Origin of the sequence: Marinobacter sp. C1S70, from assembly GCF_000475355.1 — a bacterium.
GTDB classification, from domain to species: Bacteria; Pseudomonadota; Gammaproteobacteria; order Pseudomonadales; family Oleiphilaceae; genus Marinobacter; species Marinobacter nauticus.
Window position 1 is genome coordinate 230822 of the sequence record NZ_AXBW01000073.1, and the last position, 19438, is coordinate 250259.

General features: G+C 59.7%; 19 protein-coding genes. 8 read left to right on the top strand and 11 right to left on the bottom strand.

Features of this window, described 5'->3' with window-relative positions; genetic code table 11:
* Positions 1–28: 28 nt before the first annotated feature.
* Positions 29–994 (bottom strand): helix-turn-helix domain-containing protein, encoded by a 966-nt coding sequence (locus tag Q669_RS16475; protein ID WP_022993130.1) that lies wholly within the window; start codon positions 992–994, stop codon positions 29–31.
* A gap of 118 nt (positions 995–1112) precedes the next feature.
* Entirely contained in the window at positions 1113–2771 is a 1659-nt protein-coding gene (locus Q669_RS16480) for a putative bifunctional diguanylate cyclase/phosphodiesterase (protein WP_022993131.1), read from the bottom strand.
* 228 nt (positions 2772–2999) lie between these two features.
* On the opposite strand from Q669_RS16480, the gene Q669_RS16485 reads away from it, so the two are divergent.
* From Q669_RS16485 to Q669_RS16505, 5 genes are all read left to right on the top strand, one after another.
* Entirely contained in the window at positions 3000–4631 is a 1632-nt protein-coding gene (locus tag Q669_RS16485) for a PAS domain-containing methyl-accepting chemotaxis protein (protein ID WP_022993132.1), read from the top strand.
* A gap of 70 nt (positions 4632–4701) precedes the next feature.
* Positions 4702–5013, top strand: coding sequence for a DUF3301 domain-containing protein (locus tag Q669_RS16490; RefSeq protein WP_022993133.1), 312 nt, complete (start codon positions 4702–4704; stop codon positions 5011–5013).
* Between the two features lie 111 nt (positions 5014–5124).
* Entirely contained in the window at positions 5125–6051 is a 927-nt protein-coding gene (locus tag Q669_RS16495) for an esterase/lipase family protein (protein ID WP_022993134.1), read from the top strand.
* 7 nt (positions 6052–6058) lie between these two features.
* Positions 6059–7141: a lipase secretion chaperone gene (locus tag Q669_RS16500; protein WP_014422774.1), complete on the top strand. Its 1083-nt coding sequence runs from the start codon at positions 6059–6061 to the stop codon at positions 7139–7141.
* Between the two features lie 79 nt (positions 7142–7220).
* The gene (locus tag Q669_RS16505; RefSeq protein ID WP_036149929.1) at positions 7221–8603 is read left to right on the top strand and encodes a sensor histidine kinase; all 1383 of its coding nucleotides are present in this window, start codon (positions 7221–7223) and stop codon (positions 8601–8603) included.
* Here Q669_RS16505 and Q669_RS16510 read toward each other — a convergent pair.
* Entirely contained in the window at positions 8536–9195 is a 660-nt protein-coding gene (locus tag Q669_RS16510; RefSeq protein WP_014422776.1) for a response regulator transcription factor, read from the bottom strand. The two genes, Q669_RS16505 and Q669_RS16510, sit on opposite strands and share 68 nt — an antisense overlap.
* Before the next feature lie 206 nt (positions 9196–9401).
* Between Q669_RS16510 and Q669_RS16515 the strand changes: the two genes are divergently transcribed.
* The 3 genes from Q669_RS16515 (at position 9402) to Q669_RS16525 (ending at position 13018) form a co-directional block, all read left to right on the top strand.
* A complete protein-coding gene (locus tag Q669_RS16515) occupies positions 9402–10721 on the top strand; it encodes a substrate-binding domain-containing protein (RefSeq protein ID WP_223268813.1) in 1320 nt (439 codons plus the stop codon).
* A gap of 124 nt (positions 10722–10845) precedes the next feature.
* Complete coding sequence (locus Q669_RS16520; RefSeq protein WP_022993136.1) at positions 10846–12141, top strand: pyridoxal phosphate-dependent aminotransferase; 1296 nt, start codon at positions 10846–10848, stop codon at positions 12139–12141.
* Between the two features lie 52 nt (positions 12142–12193).
* Entirely contained in the window at positions 12194–13018 is an 825-nt protein-coding gene (locus Q669_RS16525) for an inositol monophosphatase family protein (protein WP_022993137.1), read from the top strand.
* 298 nt (positions 13019–13316) lie between these two features.
* On the opposite strand, the gene slmA is transcribed toward Q669_RS16525, so the two are convergent.
* The 8 genes from slmA to Q669_RS16565 form a co-directional block, all read right to left on the bottom strand.
* A complete protein-coding gene (slmA, locus tag Q669_RS16530) occupies positions 13317–13904 on the bottom strand; it encodes a nucleoid occlusion factor SlmA (RefSeq protein ID WP_014422780.1) in 588 nt (195 codons plus the stop codon).
* A gap of 69 nt (positions 13905–13973) precedes the next feature.
* A complete protein-coding gene (locus Q669_RS16535) occupies positions 13974–14783 on the bottom strand; it encodes a thiazole synthase (RefSeq protein WP_022993138.1) in 810 nt (269 codons plus the stop codon).
* A 59-nt stretch (positions 14784–14842) separates the two neighbouring features.
* The gene (gene thiS / locus Q669_RS16540; RefSeq protein ID WP_031210319.1) at positions 14843–15043 is read right to left on the bottom strand and encodes a sulfur carrier protein ThiS; all 201 of its coding nucleotides are present in this window, start codon (positions 15041–15043) and stop codon (positions 14843–14845) included.
* Positions 15044–15060: 17 nt separating this feature from the next.
* Positions 15061–15459, bottom strand: coding sequence for a DUF423 domain-containing protein (locus Q669_RS16545; RefSeq protein ID WP_022993140.1), 399 nt, complete (start codon positions 15457–15459; stop codon positions 15061–15063).
* Positions 15446–16249, bottom strand: a complete 804-nt coding sequence (locus tag Q669_RS16550; protein WP_022993141.1) for a symmetrical bis(5'-nucleosyl)-tetraphosphatase — start codon at positions 16247–16249, stop codon at positions 15446–15448. The genes Q669_RS16545 and Q669_RS16550 overlap by 14 nt, the downstream gene beginning before the upstream one ends.
* The gene (gene rsmA, locus Q669_RS16555) at positions 16242–17072 is read right to left on the bottom strand and encodes a 16S rRNA (adenine(1518)-N(6)/adenine(1519)-N(6))-dimethyltransferase RsmA (RefSeq protein WP_022993142.1); all 831 of its coding nucleotides are present in this window, start codon (positions 17070–17072) and stop codon (positions 16242–16244) included. Before rsmA ends, Q669_RS16550 begins: the two co-directional genes overlap by 8 nt.
* The gene (gene pdxA / locus Q669_RS16560; protein ID WP_014422785.1) at positions 17069–18079 is read right to left on the bottom strand and encodes a 4-hydroxythreonine-4-phosphate dehydrogenase PdxA; all 1011 of its coding nucleotides are present in this window, start codon (positions 18077–18079) and stop codon (positions 17069–17071) included. The genes rsmA and pdxA overlap by 4 nt, the downstream gene beginning before the upstream one ends.
* Entirely contained in the window at positions 18076–19419 is a 1344-nt protein-coding gene (locus Q669_RS16565; protein WP_011786920.1) for a peptidylprolyl isomerase, read from the bottom strand. The genes pdxA and Q669_RS16565 overlap by 4 nt, the downstream gene beginning before the upstream one ends.
* Between the last annotated feature and the right edge of the window lie 19 nt (positions 19420–19438).

Genomic DNA, 19438 nt, shown 5'->3' on the forward strand with positions numbered 1-19438 from the left:
GCATGGCAACATGTCGGGCTTTTTTGCGTCAGGAGACGGCAATCCGGGCTGGTGGTTCCAGCGCCGGTTCTCCCGCCTGCAAGCGGCGGCGCCACTGGACGGTTTCGCTGGGCAACTCTCCGAAGTGTTCCCGGTACAGCGCAGCAAACCGCCCCAAATGCGAAAACCCTTCATCGGCGGCGTACCAGGAAATATGGGGCACATCGCACTGGCAATCCACTAGCCGGCGCCGAACCCGGATCAACCGGCAGCGCTGGTAGAAACGGTACGGGGTCATGCCGGTTTCCCGCTTCATCAGATAATACAGATTGCGCTCACTGACCCCGGAATGATTGGCCAGTTCCTGTAAATCAAACTCCCAGGCTGGCTCCATGCGGATTTTGTCGATAACCCGGAGAAGCCGGCGGTCGAGCTCCGGGGGCGCTTCGTTGGCTTCACAACCACCCTCCCGGGCGATGTCATCCAGTTCTTCAAACAGGATATGGGCAGAATCACAGGCATCGTTGTAATCCTGGAAGAAGTTGGAGCGCAACAGAAAATGATTCACCCGATCCGCCATACAGGCTAACGCCCCCTGCCCCGGGGTGACGTTGCTGCGCCACTGCTCCGGGTTTAACAGAATCAGACGGGAATGCTCGCAGGCACGCACCGAAATCGACTGAGTGGAGGTAATGGTGGCCATCGGAAAAGCCGGCTGTCTGCAATCGCCGTTCACCAATACATCGCACTGCCCCGATACCGGCACCACCAGCAATGTCCCAGGCAGTCCGCACAGATGCACCTCGGCATCCTGGGCCAGATCCAGGGCACACACGACCCCACGGTCAACACTCAGGGAAGACAGCGACCCAGCAACCGTTTGCGGCCGCTCAAGAGTGAGACCAACGTCATCACAGGCCAGCAACTCACGGATAGCCGCCTGCCATTCGCCGGCCGCAGCGCGATTGAGTCGAAGGTAGGCATCCAGATCCGGTTTGGCAGTGAGATTGCGCATACAGCGTGAACAGGCAGTGAGTGAGCTTGCTGTTTTAAGCCAGCGTGCCGCAAACCCCTAGCCAAATCTTGCAAAACGGCAAGAAATGGGACGGAGTTTGCCTGTTAATTGATTCTTATCAATCCAGTGGCAGCTCACTCAGGGGGGACGGCCGGGCCATCAGGTAGCCCTGGCCACGGTGACAGTTCAATTCCTGGAGCTTACGTTTCTGAATCTCGGTCTCGATGCCCTCCGCTACCACCTCCAGACTCAGCGCCTCGGCGATGGCCAGAATGGCGGAGACAATCCGCGAATCCCTGCCATCCTGCCCCAGCCGCTGAACAAACTGCTGATCGATCTTGAGCACATTCACAGGCAGCGCATGCAGATACGCCAGCGAGGAATACCCGGTACCGAAGTCGTCAATGGCAACCACCACTCCCTTGTCACCGAATTCCCGGAGTTTGTCCAGGCAACGGCGTGACAGGTTCATCAGGTGGGTTTCAGTAATCTCGATTTCCGGCTGCCAGCCAACCTGTCGAACCCGTTCGAAAAAAGGCTCCAACAATCCATCCAGCCGGCCATCAGCAATCTGGCGGGCGGAAATGTTAATGGCCAGGCGTCGGCCTCGGCCATGATCGACAGCGCAGGCCTCCAGATCCCGACGGATGCACCGGATCAGTTGCTCGGTCAGTTCGTGGATGTGCCCGCGCTGCTCGGCCACCGGGACAAAGTCCCCCGGAGACACCGCCCCCAGCTCAGGATGTTGCCAGCGCAAAAGAGCCTCCATGCCGGCCATGGCGCCGGTGGCAAGATCGTACTGGGGCTGGTACACCACCGAGAATTCCTCCGGCGCCACTTTCAGGGAAGCCACGAGGGCTTCGGACAGCCGTTGTTGCTGCTGGCCATGCTGGATTTCGCTCGCACTGTAGATCCGGTAGCAGGCCCGCCCGGCCAGTTTGGCGGTATACATGGCCCGGTCGGCATTCTGCAGCAATTCACCCGCGGTCTCGCCGTGATTCGGATAGATAGCGGCGCCCACCGAGGCGGAGAGAAAATATTCCCGGTGCTCCACCATCACGGGTGCCCGGAACACATGGGTCATGCGCTCACACACCGCTTTCAGTTGATCTTCGGTATCCAGTTCGATGATGGCGGCAAACTCATCCCCCGATAGCCGGGCAATCACATCGCCCTTGCGAACCACGGCCTGGATACAGGCCGCAGCCTGTTGCAGCACCCGGTCACCACAATCGTGGCCATGCAAGTCGTTCACAGACTTGAAAAAGTCCAGGTCGATATAAAGCACCGCAAACAGATCAGCGGTGTCTTTACGCTGGTTGACCCGGGCCTTCAGGAATTCCTGGAACAATGAACGGTTGGGTAGTTCGGTGAGGGGGTCGTAGTAGGCCAGAGTTGCCAGCCGTTCATCGCTGGCAGCCAGCTCACCCACATCCATGAACACCCCGGCATACAGGCGCTTGCCCTGATAGTCCACGGGGTAGATAGTCAGCCACTGGGGATAGTTCTCGCCGCTCTTGCGCCGGTTCCAGATCAGGCCTTCCCATCGACCGCTCTCATTCAGGCTTTCCCACATGGCCTGATAGAACTCAGGCGAGTGCAGCCCGGAACTGAGCACCGACGGTGCCCGACCCAGGACTTCTTCTGGGCGGTATCCGGTCACGGCCTGGAACATCCGGTTCACATAGGTAATCACGGCGTCCGGAGTTGAAAGCATGATGGCTCGCGGATGATTATCCACCAGGGCTTTGAAGTCCTGTTCTGTCAACGCCTGCATACGCCAAGTACCTTCCGTGTCCGGCCTGCTACAGGCAGGCTCTTTTGTCCCAGCATAAGCAGGAAATGTCGTAAACCTATCCATATTTTGCAAAAACCTCTCGCCTATGACCAAAGGCGGAGAAAAATGTGAACACAATTTCAACATTTGCAATATTCGGATACCCCGCCAACGAATACAGGTCGATAGTAGGTGCAAAACGAAACAAACGCCCCGCAGGAGCGCCCCATGCGCAGGAACGAACCGGTTACCGGTCACGAGCGCGAATACCCCGCGCACTATCACCTGATTACCACCACAGATCTGAAGGGAAAGATTACCGCTGCCAATGAAGAATTCGCGGAAGTCGCCGGCTACAGTATTGATGAACTGGTAGGGCAGCCCCACAACCTGATCCGGCACCCGGATATGCCACCCCAAGCCTTTGCCAATCTCTGGGAGACTATCCGCAAGGGCGACTCCTGGCGCGGTATGGTGAAGAACCGCTGCAAGAACGGCGACCATTACTGGGTGGACGCCTATGTCACGCCAATCATGAAAAACGGCGAACTGGTGGAGTTCCAGTCGGTACGCTGCCAGCCCCGCCGCAGCCAGGTCCGGCGTGCGGAAAAGGCCTACGCCGCCTGGAACCGTGGCTCCCTGCCCCGGCGTTTCCTGGCGGTGTCACCCCCACTGATTTCCAAACTCGCCTGCCTGTACGGGCTGCTCACAGGCAGTCTTCTGGTGTTTGGCCTGACCGCCCTGTCGATACCGGAAATGGCCGTGCTACAAGCCCTGGTCCTGTCTGTTTTCGGTGTTCTGTTCTGGCTGACCCTACCCATGATGCGAACCGCACGGGAAGCCTGTTGTGACGTCCACCCCGTGATGCCCTGGATCTATACCGGACGGCGCGACGAGGGCGGCTGGATCGAATACGATCGGCAAAAGCGCGATGCCACCTTGCGCGCGGTCTCGGCACGCATGCACGCCAACATCGGCAAACTGCATGGCCGCAAGCAGCGCACCATGGAGTGGGTTTCCAGTTCGGTGGCGAGTATCCGCAGCCAGCAAAGCGATATTGAGCAAATCACCCGGGCCTTCGAAGAACTGGCCCAGAGCGTCCGTCGTGTCAACGAGATGACCGTTCGAACCCAGCAGGCCAGTGCCGACGCCCGCCAATCTGCCAGTCAGTGCCAGCGCCAGATGGATAGCGTCAACCATTCGCTATCACGGTTACGGCAGCAGCTAACCAGCGCTAACGACGAGATGGATCGACTGACCGAACGCAGCAATACCATCAGCATGGTGCTGGAAGTTATCAGCGACATTGCCGAGCAGACCAATCTTCTGGCCCTGAATGCTGCGATTGAAGCCGCACGGGCCGGCGAGTCGGGCCGAGGCTTTGCGGTGGTGGCGGACGAGATCCGGGGCCTGGCCCAGCGCACCCACGATTCCACCCGCCGTATCGACACCATGATTGAGGAATTGCAATCGGAAACCCGGATGGTGGTCGACGTCATCAGCCAGGGCAGCGCCGCCTGTGAACAGACTGCCACCATGGCCGACGAAGCCCGCCAGGCCCTCACCACTACCCTGAAAGACATGAATATTATTGATGACTGCGCCCGTGAAGTGGCTGGTGCAACCGAACAGCAATCGGCACTGGCAGCTCAGGTGGAACGCCAGGCCGAACATCTGCTGCACCTGGGCAATCAATCGGTTCAGAGTAGCGAGAGCGCCCGCCAGGAGTCCGAGCAACTGGGATCCAATGTTGACCAGGCGCAGTTGCTGACCAGTCATTTCCTGCAGATGCTGTGCGACAAGCTCCTCAACAAGGGCGCCCAGACATCGACCCGGCAATTTCCCGAGCCGGCACAATAGGGTAGTCTGGCGATTCGTGGGGGATGGAGGCTTCGTCCCCTTTGCAATCACCCACAGGATTCCTCGTGCCTTGACCCTAGCAACCCTCTTCTGGCTGTTTGTCGCCGGTTTTGCCGTCTGGTACTGGTGGCGGGCCAAAGCCATCAAGGATTTTGTCTTGCAGGCTGCTCACCGGTACTGCAAATCCATGGACGTAATGCTGCTGGACGACGCCGTTTATCTGCGCGGACTCTGGTTCAAGCGCGATCAGAACGGAAAACTGCGAGTGTGGCGGCGTTTCCTGTTCGACTTCACCACCACCGGCGAAGAGCGTTACACCGGCCGTATCATCATGCTTGGCCAGAGCATCATTCACACCGAACTTGAACCGCACCGATTCTGACCGACTGTCACCGGAGCCGCCTCACCCAAATGGGCGATTACCGGCACCCGTGTTCGTCCGCGATACTCCCTGTTGCATGTCGACAACCAACAAAAACAACAGGAGTCATCTATGCGTTTTGCCATGCCCGTCCGGCTTGTGGCCGGAATTCTCATGCTGGTGTTCTCGGTACTGAGCCACGCCAGCTACACCCAGACCCGTCATCCGATTGTGCTGGTGCACGGTGTAACCGGCTTCAATACCCTTGGCGGTCTGATCAACTACTTCCACACCATTCCCTGGAACCTTGAACGCAGTGGCGCAAAGGTCTATACCGCCAGCGTGTCCTTCGTGAACAGCAGCGAACAGCGTGGCCAGCAACTGGCCAACTACGTCAACAGCCTGGGCCACAGCAAGGTCAATCTGATGGCGCACAGTCAGGGTGCTCCCACCTCCCGGGTGGCAGCGGCCCTGATTCCCCACAAGATCGCGTCGGTCACGTCGATTGACGGCGTGAACAAAGGCTCCAAAGTCGCCGACGTTATCCGGGGCATCATCCCTCCCGGCAGCTATGTTGAAGGTGGCGCCGACGCCATTGCCAACGCCCTGGGCGGGCTGATTAATGCCCTGTCCGGAGCCAGCAACCCCCAGGATGGTATTGCCGCCCTGGAAACCCTGACCACTCCGGGCACCACCAGCCTGAACGACGCCCTGGGTTGGAAAGGGGTTAATCGTAATGCCTGCGCGGGTACCAGCGAAGATGTCTGGATCAGTGGCCAGAAGATCAAGTTTTTCTCCTGGACCGGACGCGCCGTATGGACCAACGTGTTCGACATTACCGATCCGTTCCTGGGCGTGACCTCCCTGGCCTTTGGCAGCGAGCCCAATGATGGTCTGGTCGGCGTCTGCGCCACCATGATGGGCAATGTCATCGGCACCCACTACGACATGAACCACGTTGATGCCATCAACCATCTGCTGGGCGCCCGTTCTCTCTGGACCAACCCGGTCTCACTCTACCGCAGCCAGGCCAACCGTCTGAAAAACCGCGGTCTGTGAGGTGGTTATGAAGCACCAGTCCACCCGGAAACTGCGGTGGCTGCTTCCCGTTGCCCTGCTGGCCATTATGGCCAGCAGCGGCCTCTGGTACTGGCAGGCACCGGGTTCAGAACCCAGGCCAGACCCGGCAAAAACCTTTGCCAGTGCGCCTGCTGTCACGCCACCGGCGGTCACCCAGGCATCGGCCCCGGTTCCTTCCAATAAGAAACCGCCACACCAGACACCCGCCAGCCTTCCCGACCAGAACTTTGCCCGTTCCCTGGCCGGCACGGATATCGACGGCGCCCTCAAGGCAGACCGCAACGGCGAGTTGATTCTGGACCTTGGCGTTCGCGACTTCTTCGATTACTTCCTGAGCGCCGTGGGTGAAGTCTCACCAGAGGCCGCCATCGGACAGATCCAGTCCCTGGCCCGCAACTATCTGCCGGAACCGGCCGCCAGCGATGCCATGGTTCTGCTCGACCAGTACCTGGCTTACAAGCAGGCTGCGTTACAGCTGATGCAGACGGAACTGGATCCGAGCCGACAACACGACCCTGGCTACCAGCTAACCGCCCTCGGCGATGCCCTGAGCAGTCTGAAACAACTGCGCCGTTCGACCTTCAGCCCGGACGCACATCAGGCGTTTTTCGGCGAGGAAGAGGCCTACAGCGAGTACACCCTGGCGGCCATGAGTATCCAGCAGCGGGAAGATCTTTCCGATCAAGGCAAACAGGCGCTGATTGAATGGCACCGCAAACAGCTGCCGGAGTCGCTTCGGGCAACCGAGCAACGACTGCAGAGCGAAACCCGCGAGCATCAGGCCCGACTGTCTGCCCTGGAGAATACCGAATCACCGGAAGCCGCCGGCCGGAAGCTGGTGGAGCTGGGCATGGACCCGGAAAGTGCCGAAGGGGTCGTCAGTTACCTTAAACAACGTGAAAGTTTTGATCAGCAGTTTTCCGAGTTCGAACAGGCTGTTGACGCCGAGGATCTGGAAGGCCTGGCCGGAGCAGATCGTCAGAAACACAAGGATGCCCTGCTGGAGCAATACTTCCCCGATGAACAGAGCCGAACCTGGGCCCGACTCAGAATGCTGAACCAAAGCTGACCACTCTGTGCTCTGGCTCCCGAAATCCGGAGCCAGAGCGTTCTAGAATCGGAGCTTGTGTTCCGTGGATATCCCGACCATGACGGCCGAACAAATCCAACAGCAACAGGCCAGAGGATTCCTGACCCTGCGTTTTGTGCCGGCACTGGAAGCCGACTACCGCAAAGCGCGTTCTGCGTTAATCCGCCAACGGGCGAGACTGGCATCTATCGCTGGTCTGCTGCTCTTTCTGGTGTACGCCCTGGTAGACCTGATGACCCTGCCAGCCGAGCTGGCCCGTCTCACGGCTGGAATAAGACTGGCCATTACCTGCCCGATCATCGCCCTGGTTCTCTGGCTGGCCCACCGGAAAACCCCCGACGACCACCACTTCGAGCGGCTGTACGTGTTTGCCTATATCGCCGGAGGCCTGAGCGTCATTGCCATTATCCTGGCCGCCCGCTGGCACAGCTACCCTCTGCCTTATGAGGGCATGATACTCATGCTGATGTTCGGATACTTTGCCATGGGACTGCCTTTTTTTTCCGCCTCGGTGGCCTCCTTTGTTCTGGTGTGGGCCTACCTGCTGGCAGAGCTCTGGGCCGGCAACCCTGCCACCGCCACCCTCACCAATCTGTTCTTTCTGATGACCGCAAATGTCATTGGTATGGTCGGCGCCTGGATCAGCGAGTACCGTCACCGTGCCCACTTTCTCGACCGCCAGCTCCTGGATCTGTTGCACCAGTCCGCCAGGGACGAGAGCCGTCGGAAAACCGAGCTGATCACTGCGGCCAGCCATGATCTGCGCCAACCCCTGAATGTCATCGACCTGACGCTGGAAACGCTGCAACCTGAACGCGAACACTCCGAGGTGATGAATCAGCTTCGTGATACCGTGGGTCAGCTCCGTAATCTGCTGGGAACGGTGTTCGACAGCGCCCGACTGAACGAGGGCATGATTCAGCCGGAGCTCCAGCCTGTGCAACTGAACCATACGTTGCAGGAGCTTGAAGATCTGTTGTCAGACACCTTGTCCCGTCGCGACATCCGCCTGGACATTGCCCCGGCCGAGCCCGGGCTGGCCTTGACCGCGGATCCCAGCTTGCTGTTGCGAGTATTGCAGAACCTCGTCATCAATGCCGCCGACCACAGTGGTGGCCAGCGCATTCAGGTCAACACGGTCACCACCGGGAACTGGGCCCGCATCCGGGTGTGCGATGACGGGCGTGGGCTGCCGGAAAGCCTGCACACACAGGTCTTCGATCCCTACATCCGTGCCGGTGCCAGCCACCAGGCGGGGCTCGGGCTGGGCCTGACCATCGTGCGCGAATTCTCCCGGCTCATGGGCGGGCAATGTGGAACCGAATCATCTTCGGGCCGGGGCGCGGTATTCTGGGTGGCACTGCCGATTGCTGTTACAACCAGCCCAGGGCCCGGGCCCGGTTCACGCATTCAGTCCGATTGTGCACCCCCAGTTGGGTAAAGATCGCTTTCAGATGGGTTTTGACCGTGTGTTCGGTCAGGCCCAGGCTCTGGCAGATGCGTTTGTTGGGAAACCCCTGGGCGAGAAGCGTCAGCACTTCGAACTGACGCGGCGTTAACGGGGCTTCCGAAACCAGGGGCGCCATGCCCCCGGGGAAATAGCCCTGTCCCCGCCGTACCGATTGCATCATACGAACCAGCGCCGCGCGCCCGGCTGATTTGGCCAGAAACCCGGCCGCCCCGGCCGTTCGCACGGCCCTGACGGTGCTTTCGTCCTCACTGCTGGAGATAATCACCACCGGCGGGGTGTTCCGCAAGCCAGCCAGACGCGGCAACAGCGAAAGTCCGGCTTCTCCGTTAAGTGCCAGGTCAAGCAATACCAGATCGACCCCGGTGCCATGCACCAGTTGCTCGGCCGCGGCCTCCAGCGTGCCCACCGTGACCACCGAGAGAGCCAGTTCCTCCTGCCGGATCAGGCCCGCCAGCGCCTGCGCAAACAGGGCGTGGTCATCGACCAGCAAAACCTTCTCAAAGGCTGTGGTTCGATGATGTTCTGCCGAAGATGAGCCATGCCGGAGCGATGTCACATGCATGATGGTGCCCCGCTGTGTTTGTTTTTGTTACTGCGGACACCCCACTATAATCCAGCAAGCCCGGCGCCTCAGCGGCCTGCTTAACACTTTCTTACAAAAGTATTGAACCTTTCGCGCCATCTGATCTCGCCTGAAACATAAATGTCATATTTCTGAAGCATCCTTCCGGCATCACAACCATATGATCTGAAAAGGTTTTCAACACGATGCCTGATTTCACAAGGAAGACCGCCGGCCACTGGCTGGCAATGCTTGCAAGCGCCAGTCTCTGCGCCAGCGCCTACGCCCATGAGCTGGAAATTCACGGCTCCAACACCGTCGGCGCCACACTGGCACCCATGCTGGTAAGCGGCTATCTGGCACAGCAGGGTAATGGGTCGGTCAGTCGCCGGGCCACGGGCACCGAGAACGAGCAGATTCTGCTGACCGAGACCGAACAGGGTCCCATCAGTGTTCTGGTGGCCGCCCACGGCTCCAGCACCGGCTTCCGCACCCTGGCCAGCGGTCAGGCGCAGATCTGGGCATCCTCCCGGCCGGTCAAAGCCGCTGAGGCGGAACAGGTTCGCCAGAAGGCCGACCTGACAGCCCTGGAGAGTGAACATGTCATCGCTATTGATGGCCTTGCCGTACTGGTGCACCCCGACAACCCTGTCAATGCCATGAGTATCGATACGCTCGGGCGCATTTTCGCTGGCCAGATTCGTAACTGGTCGGAACTTGGCGGGCCGGACCGGCCAATACGGCTCTACGCCCGGGATGATCGTTCTGGCACCTGGGATACCTTTAAATCCCTGGTTCTGGGTAAAGGCTACCGCCTGGACGAATCCGCCAAACGCTACGAATCCAACGACCAGCTGTCCGATGACGTGTCCCGCGATCCCGGTGGTATCGGCTTCTCCGGCCTGGCCTCGGTGCGCAACAGCAAACTGCTGGCGATTTCCGAGGGCAATGCCCCGGCCCTGAAACCGAATCAGCTCACGGTTGCCAGCGAAGACTATCCGTTGTCCCGCCGACTGTTCATGTACACCATGGGGGAGAAAACGCCGGTCTTTGCCAAAGGCTTGATCAACTACGCCCTGGATGAGGACGGCCAGAACCTGGTGGCCGAATCCGGGTTCATTTCCCAGAATCCGATCGCGGTAAAACCGGAATTCGACACCTCCGTACCAGAGAGCTTCCGGCGACTGACCAGCAATTACCAGCGCCTGACCGTCAATTTCCGCTTTGCCGAAGGCCGCACCAAGCTCGATAACAAGGCCCAGCGGGATCTGCTACGGGTGAAGCATTACCTGCGACAGCATAATCGCGACGCCAGTGATCTGCTGTTGATCGGTTTTGCAGATGCACAGAGTCACGAACTTCGGGCCCAGATGATTTCCGAGCTGAGAGCGTTGTCGGTGCGCAAGGCACTGGGCCAGGCAGGTGTGGCGAACGTTGCCTACACAGGTTATGGCCACTACATGCCCGTTGGCGGCAAGGGAAACCTGCGCAATGGCCGGGTAGAAGTCTGGATCAAGAACCCCTGACCAGCCGGGGATTCGACCAAAGTCTGCCTGCAGACTTCGGCAATCCCCTATCCGCACCCCCATCACAGATATGTTTGGGTTTCCTATACTGCCGTTGTCACCCTCCAACCAACAGACCGGGACAATGGACATCAAAAACGACCACCGTTACGCGATTAACCTGAACGTACGGGGCATCCAGCCCTCCGCAACCCTGCGCATCAACGAGCTCAGTAACCAGCTCCGTTCCGAAGGCAAGGACATCATCAAACTGGGGCTGGGGCAGTCGCCGTTCCCGGTACCGGATCGCGTGGTCGACGCCCTCAAGGAGCACGCCCACGAAAAAGATTATCTGCCGGTCAAAGGTCTGAAGGGCCTGCGTGAAGCCATCGCCGGCTACATCAACCGCAGCGAGCGCATGCGCTGTACCTGGGAAGACGTGCTGATCGGCCCGGGCTCCAAAGAGCTGCTGTTCATGCTGCAGCTGGCCTACTACGGCGACCTGCTGATACCGCGCCCGAGCTGGGTGTCTTATGCGCCCCAGGCCCGCATCATCGGCCGTTCGGTACACTGGCTGCCGACCCACGCCGAGAACAATTGGCAGCTGACCGCCGAGGAACTGGACATCATCTGCCGGGACGACCCGTCACGCCCGCGTATCCTGATTCTCAACTATCCGTCCAACCCGACCGGATGCACCTACACCGACGATCAGCTGCTGGCCATCGCCAACGTGGCCCGCAAGTACAAGCTGATCCTGCTCTCAGACGAGATCTACGGAGAAGTTCACTTTGAGGGCAAGCACAAGTCCATTGCCCGCTACTACCCGGAAGGCACCATCATCAGCACCGGCCTGTCCAAGTGGGCCGGCGCCGGCGGCTGGCGCCTGGGTACCTTTATCTTCCCGCCCGAGCTGAGGCCACTGCAGGACGCCATGGCGATCATCGCCAGCGAAACCTACACGGCGACCAGCGCCCCCATCCAGCACGCTGCCATTGCTGCTTTCAATGGTGGTGAGGATATTGAGGAATATCTGGTTCAGTCGCGCCGGGTGCTGAAAGTGGTGGGTGAATACATGCATCGCCGTCTGACCGACATGGGCGCTGTGGTTCAGAAGCCCGAAGGTGCGTTCTACCTGTTCCCGGACTTCTCCGGTTTCCGCGACCAATTGGCCCGCAAGGACATCAAGACTTCCCAGGCCTTCTGCACCGCCCTGCTGGAGAATACCGGCGTCGCCATCCTGCCCTCCAGTGATTTCGGCTTCGTACCGGATCACCTGGGCGCCCGCCTGGCGTTTGTCGATTTCGACGGTGCCGCGGCCCTGAACCTGGCCGGTGGCGATTACGCCGACCAGGAGCTGGATGACAGCTATATCCAGCAGGCCTGCCCAAGACTGGTGCTGGCCATGGATAAAATGGAGAAGTGGCTGAACAGCCTGTAAGCCTGCCGTGCTAGACTGGCACCCTCACAGTTTCAGAAACCGCGGGGGTGCCATGTCTGACTCAGTTTCTCTCCAGGAAATCGCCGATTTCACCGAAGCCCTGGCCCGCGAAGCCGGCGAATTGATCCGCCACGAGCGGGAAGAAAACACCCTGCGCACCGACTACAAACACCAGACCGAACTGGTCACCCACGCCGACGTGATGGCCGACGAATTCATCACCGGCACCATCCGCGAACGCTTCCCCCACCAACGCATCCTCTCCGAGGAAACCATGCCGGATCTGTCCCAGGCGGAAGAGCTGGAAACGCCATTGTGGATAGTCGACCCCATCGACGGCACGGTGAACTACGCTTACGGCCATCCCCAGGTTGCGGTGTCCATTGCCTACGCCGAGAAGGGCAAAGTGCGGGTGGGCGTTGTGCACGCGCCGTTTCCCGGCGAGACCTTCCGGGCCACCGAGAGCGAAGGCGCAACCCTGAACAACCAGCCTATCCGCCACAGCGGCGCGACCGACCCCAGGCAATCGCTGTTCGCCACCGGTTTTCCGTACACCAAGGACAACCTGGAACCGCTGGTACGCCGCTTGGACGCCATGATTCACCAGTGCCGCGACCTGCGCCGGATCGGCTCAGCCGCTCTGGACATCTGCTGGGTGGCCTGTGGCCGGCTGGACATCTACTACGAAAACGTCAGCCCCTGGGACTTCGCCGCCGCCCGTCTGATCGCAAAAGAAGCTGGCGCTACGGTAGGCCATTTCGGGGAAGTTCCGGAGGGCTATCCGGCGGATCTCTATGGGCGGGATATTCTCATCTCGGCGCCGGCCGTGTGGGCGCCAGTGCGCTCAATTCTGCGGACTGCTTCCGGATACGAGTAAGGTTGGATAATATCGCCAACACCTAGCCTCATATTTTGGAGTTAGGCATGGGCTGGGATCCCTTTCCCGAAACCGCTACGAGCACATCCATGTGCGCTTCTCTCCGGCCATCCTTGGCCTCCGAAATTTCGGGAAAGGGATCCCAGCCCATGCCTTTCTGACATCAGCGATAACGCACCGAATCTAGGTTTGATCAGGAAATAGAAATCCATAGAGAAAGATCGAGGGGTATAACTCGACTATCCCAACAAAGTTCGATCGTTGTGACTGGAAGGCTAGGTGAACGAAACTCCACGGCTCAACCCCAGACCGCCTCAGACACCAGCCCCCAGGCCTCGTCGAAATCACTCGTCGGCAAGCGCGAAAACGAAGACCGTACAAAGCGCTGAATCCGGCCTTCCACGAACACCATGACAAAGTCCGCACCACGGGCCGCCGTGGTTCTGGGCCGCAGGCCCTGACGGATTTCACCTTCTTTCAGGGCCTGGCGAATCTGGGTTTCCAGCCGCTCGAAAAACTGGGATGCCCGCTTTCTCAGGGATTCATCCTCCCCCATCAGCGCATCGCCAGTCAGCACACAGCAAAGGCCCGGATTACGCTCGGCAAACACCAGCACCAGATGCGACAGCTGCTGCAGGCGCACGCGCACGTCCTCCTGTTCCTGCAGAATCACCTGGCAACGGGAAAACACCGCCTCCTCGGCAAATTCGATCAGCGCCTCAAACATTTTGCGCTTGCTGGGAAAATGCCGGTACAAGGCCGCTTCGGTAACGCCCACGGTTTTGGCCAGGCCAGCCGTGGTGATTCGGGCACCGGGATCGCTTTGCAACAGCTCGACTAGCGCCTGGAGAATAGACTCCCGGCGACTGGGTTTCTGGTTGGTCATGACAGGACTACAGCGCTCTGAAATTCTGGTTTTGGTTTTATATGCCCTCCCCGGCAAGGGAGGGACTTTTCAGAAAAAAGTGCCGTCGATCGGTGACGAGGCACTGGCATACAGTTTCTTGGGCATACGGCCGGCGAGGTATGCTTCACGGCCGGATTCGATGGCCAGGCGCATGGCGTTGGCCATTCTGATCGGATCTTTGGCCTGGGCGATCGCGGTGTTCATCAGCACGCCGTCACAGCCCAGCTCCATGGCAATAGTAGCGTCTGAGGCCGTACCAACACCCGCATCCACCAGCACCGGCACCTTGGCGTTCTCGACAATCAGCCGGATGTTATAGCGGTTCTGGATACCCAGGCCCGATCCAATCGGTGCACCCAGAGGCATGATGGCCACGCAGCCCATTTCTTCCAGACGCATAGCCAGCAACGGGTCGTCCGAGCAGTACACCATCACCTTGAAACCATCCCTGATCAGCTCTTCTGCCGCGACCAGGGTTTCCGGCATGTTAGGGTACAGGGTTTTATGTTCGCCCAGCACTTCCAGTTTGACCAGATCGTGTCCATCCAGCAGTTCCCGGGCCAGCTTGCAGGTGCGGACCGCATCTTTGGCGGTGTAGCAGCCGGCAGTATTGGGCAGGATGGTGTAGCTTTCCGGGGAAATCACGTCCAGCAGATTGGGTTCATCCGGGTTCTGGCCCAGATTGGTACGGCGTACGGCCACAGTCACGATCTCGGCGCCACTGGCCTCGATGGCATGACCGGTTTCCATCAGATCGTGATATTTGCCAGTGCCCACCAACAAGCGGGACTGGTATACCTTGCCCGCGATTTCCAGGGGTTTGTCTTCGGGGAGCTGAATCTCTGGTGTCTCTGTCATAACCTGCCTGAGTTATCTGGATAAAGTAAGAGCGGGAACCGCCTGGCTCTGATGAGGTATCAACCACCACCGATGGCGTGGACCACTTCCACCCGGTCACCTTCATTCAGGGTGAACTGCGGGTGCTGGCTGCGGGGTACAATGTCTTCGTTTACCTCCACCGCCAGGCGTTTCCCGGTCAGGGTGAGTTGTTCTATCAGGGCGGCAATGGTCGCTCCGCTTGGGAGTTCCATCGCCTCGCCATTCACCTGTACCAACATGGTTACCATTGCCTCCGTTACTTCTTCAGGGCTGCGACAATCAGCAACACCCAGCCCACCATAAAGCAGACGCCGCCCACTGGTGTCACCGGACCCAGCCAGTGGATTCCTGTCAGAACCAGCAGGTAGAGACTGCCACTGAACAGCAACATGCCGGCAAGCCAGAAGCCACAGGACAGGGTCAACAGATTTCGCGGCAGGCCAAGCGCCGGCATCAGACTCGCGGCCACCAAAGCCAGGGCATGGTACATCTGGTAGCTGACAGCCGTCTGGAATACCTCAAGGCCGCGTTCGGATACCACATGGCGCAGGCCATGAGCACCGAAAGCGCCAGCCATAACGGCCAGCAGGCCGGCGACGGCGCCGGCGACAAGTGCCCAGCGTACAATCCGGGTTCCGGGGTCAGCCGCAGTCACAGTGGATTTTCTCTCCGGTATCGAGATTCATCATGGTCAGGGCGCCGCCCCATACACACCCGGTGTCCAGCCCGATAAACCGGTCGCTGCCGGTGTTGCCTTCCAGCGCAGCCCAGTGGCCAAACACCACTTTTACATCGTCCTGACGGGGATAGGTAAACCAGGGGGCATAGCCCTCAGGCGCCTGATCGGCCGACTCTTTGGTAGCCAGTTCCAGGCGGCCGTCGCTGGCAATAAAACGCATGCGGGTAAAATAATTGGTAATCACTCGCCAGCGATCCATACCGGTGAGGGTATCACACCAGGTTTCAGGCTGATTGCCATACATTTGGCTGAAATATTCGCTCGCCTGGTCGTCCCGGATCACGGCTTCCACTTCCCGGGCACAGGCCACGGCCTGCTCCACACTCCAGATGTGCGGCAGACCGGCATGGGCCATCACCAGGTTTCGGCCGGCGTCGTGCACGCACAGATGCTGCTGGCGCAGCCACTGGATCAGCCGGTCGTGATCCGGTGCGTCCAGAATGTCATGCAACGTATCCTTGCGCTTCGGTCTGTGGCCGCCAAGCGCGACCGCCAGCAGATGCAGGTCGTGGTTGCCCAGTACCACAACGGCGGCATCGCCCAGGCTTTCGATGTAGCGCAGGGTTTCCAGTGATGACGGGCCGCGGTTAATCAGATCACCGGCCACCCAGAGCCGGTCACGGGACGGCGAAAAATCAACCTTCGCCAGCACATCCCGCAGCCGATCGTAGCAACCCTGAATATCGCCGATGGCGTAGTCAGTCATCACTTACCTCGCTGTCATCTGCCTGCAGCTTACCAGTGTCTGCCAGCAAATCCGCAATCCTGACATAGTCGGCCAGGCCCAGGTTTTCCGGGCGCAGGCCATCGTTGATTCCGAGGGACTGCAGCTGTTCTACGGTAACCATGGCCGCCAGCGCCTTGCGCAGGGTTTTTCGGCGGGCATTGAACGCGGTGCGTACCACTGCCTGCAGCGTTTTCAGGTCTTTCGCGGGGTACGGCAGTTCCTTGTGGGGCACCAGGCGGACAATGGCGGAGTCCACTTTCGGGGCCGGGCGGAAGGCGCCAGGGCCTACTTCGAACAGCGGCTGCACCTTGCAGAAATACTGGGCCATGATACCCAGGCGGCCGTAATTGTTGTCGCCCGGTACCGCCGCCAGCCGCTGCACCACCTCCTTCTGCAACATGAAGTGCATGTCCTGCACCACACCGCTCTGGGACAGCAGATGAAAGATCAGCGGGGTGGAGATGTTGTAAGGCAGGTTGCCGACAATGCGCAAAGGCCGGTCACTCACCAACTGGCTGAAATCGAAACTGAGGGCATCGGCCTCGTGAATCCGGAATTCCGGGTAGTTGAAGAACTTGGTGCGCAGCACCGGAATCAGGTCCCGGTCCAGTTCCACCACCTGCAAACGGGGATTGATGGCAAGGATTTCTTCGGTAATAGCCCCCAGACCGGGGCCGATTTCAACAATCGAGTCTTCCGGCTTGGGATTGATCGCGCGCACGATGCGTTCTATCACACCTGGATCATGCAGGAAGTTCTGGCCAAACCGTTTACGGGCCTGGTGCCCGTGTTTGTTGCTCATGACAGTTCTCCGGCCCGTGCGGCCTTGCGGCAGCGGGCCATCTGCTCGCCCACACGGATAGCGGTATGCAGGCTGCCGGCATCGGCCTTGCCGGTACCAGCCAGATCCAGGGCAGTGCCATGGTCAACCGAGGTACGGACAATGGGCAAGCCCAGGGTGATATTAACGGCCCGGCCAAAGCCTTGGAATTTCAGTACCGGCAGGCCCTGATCGTGATACATGGCCAATACCGCATCGGCATTGTCGAGCCAGTGCGGGGTGAACAGGGTGTCCGCCGGCAACGGCCCGGTCAGTTGAATTCCCTCGGCCCGCAGCTGTTCGAGGGTCGGCTCAATCACCTCGATTTCTTCCCGGCCCAGATGGCCCCCTTCACCGGCGTGGGGATTCAGGCCAGCCACCAGAATGCGCGGCTGATCAATACCAAAAAAGGCTTTCAGGTCCGCGTTCAGAATACGCGTCACCTGAGTCAGCCGGTCCGGTGTAATGGCCGCAGAAACGTCTTTCAGGGGTAAGTGGGTGGTTACCAATGCCACCCGGAGTTCTTCCGTGGCCAGCATCATCACCACCCGTTCTACGCCACACAGCTCCTGCAGGAATTCGGTATGGCCACTGAAGACGATGCCGGCTTCGTTAATAACGCCCTTGTGCACAGGCGCGGTCACCATGCCGTCGAAATCGCCATTCAGGCAACCCCGGGCGGCGATGGTCAGGGTATCCAGGACGTACTGACTGTTACCCTTATCAAGCCGGCCGGCCACCGTGGAACCACAACCTTCAACATGTCGTACCGATAAATGACCCGCCCGGGTTGCTGCCGCTACACCTGGCTGCCAGTCATGCAGCTCAATCTGGAGCCCGAGCTGGCTGGCCCTGTCTCGTAGCAGTTCGCGGCTGGCAATCACCACCAGGCCGGCGTCCCGGCTCCCGGTTGCCAGTTGCAGGCACAGTTCCGGGCCGATGCCGGCCGGTTCGCCGGCAGTGAGTGCCAGGATCACCGGTGTGCTCATGACGGGTTTGCTTCCTCGCTCTCCGGGTTCATATCGGCATATTCACCCTTGAACTCAACAAAGGCTTCGTCCCGAATCTCACGCAGCCAGTTCTGCAATTCCAGCTCGAATTTCCGCATGTAGATGGCCTGACGAGCCTGGGACTCGCGATTCTGTTCGGTCACGTCCTGGCGCCGGCGCTCCTCCACCTGCAGGATGTGCCAGCCAAACTGGGACCGGAAAGGCCCGAAATATTCGCCCACCTGCGCCTGATTCATGGCTTCTTCAAAAGCGGGCACCATCTGGCCCGGGCTTACCCAGCCCAGATTACCGCCGTCCGAGCCGGAGACCGGATCGTCCGAGCGTTCACGGGCCAGATCGGCAAAGTCGGCGCCATCCTGCAACTGCTGGTAGATCTCGCGAATGCGCTGCTCCGCCTGCACATCGGTCACCGCTTCGGAAGGCCGTACCAAGATATGCCGGACCCGGTGCTGCTGGATGAATTGCTGCTGCTCACCGCCGCGCTTGTCCATCACCATCACCAGATGAAAACCACTGTTGTTTTCCAGCACCTGCGAAGGCTCACCAACTTCCAGATCCGGTACCACCGGTGCGACCAGTGAGGGCAACTGGCTTTCAGATCGCCAGCCCATGTCGCCCCCTTCCAGGGCGTTGCTGGCATCGGATTCGGCAACCGCTACTTCCCGGAAGTCCCGACCGTTGGCAATCTGCTGGCGCAAGGCCTGTGCTGTCTCCCGGGCCTCATCCACCGACGCTTCGCTGGCCGGGTCGTCAACTTCGATAAAGATATAGGCCAGACGGTATTCGGCATCGGTACTGCCGTTGGCTTGCTGGGCCTGGAGATAGTTTTCCACTTCCCGGTCGGTAACGCGTACCCGGTTACCTACGCGACGCTGCTGCACCCGGCTGGTCAGCATTTCATTGCGGATCTGCTCCCGGGCCTGCTGATAGGTCACCCCTTCTTCCGCCAGCTGGCCTTCGAATTCGGCCAGGGTCATGCCGTTGCTGCGGGCAATATTGGCCAGGGTTTCGTTCAGCTCGTTGTCGCTGATGCGCATGCCCATCTGGTCGGCCATCTGCAGCTGCAGGGATTCCTGAATCAGTTGGTCCAGTACCCGCTGCTCAAGCAGTTCCCGGGGCGGCAGACCAGTGCCCTGCGCACTCAGGCGACCGACAATGGTATTGATACGGGCGTCCAGCTCACTCTGGAGGATCACCTCGTCATCCACGATCGCAACCACACGGTCCAGCAGTTTTCGTTCGGCCTGAGCAGTCACTGACAGCACCACCATGGCCAGTGTCAGCAGAATTGTCAGTCCGTGGCGGACAGTCGCCTTCATAATCACCTCTTGGTTTGTA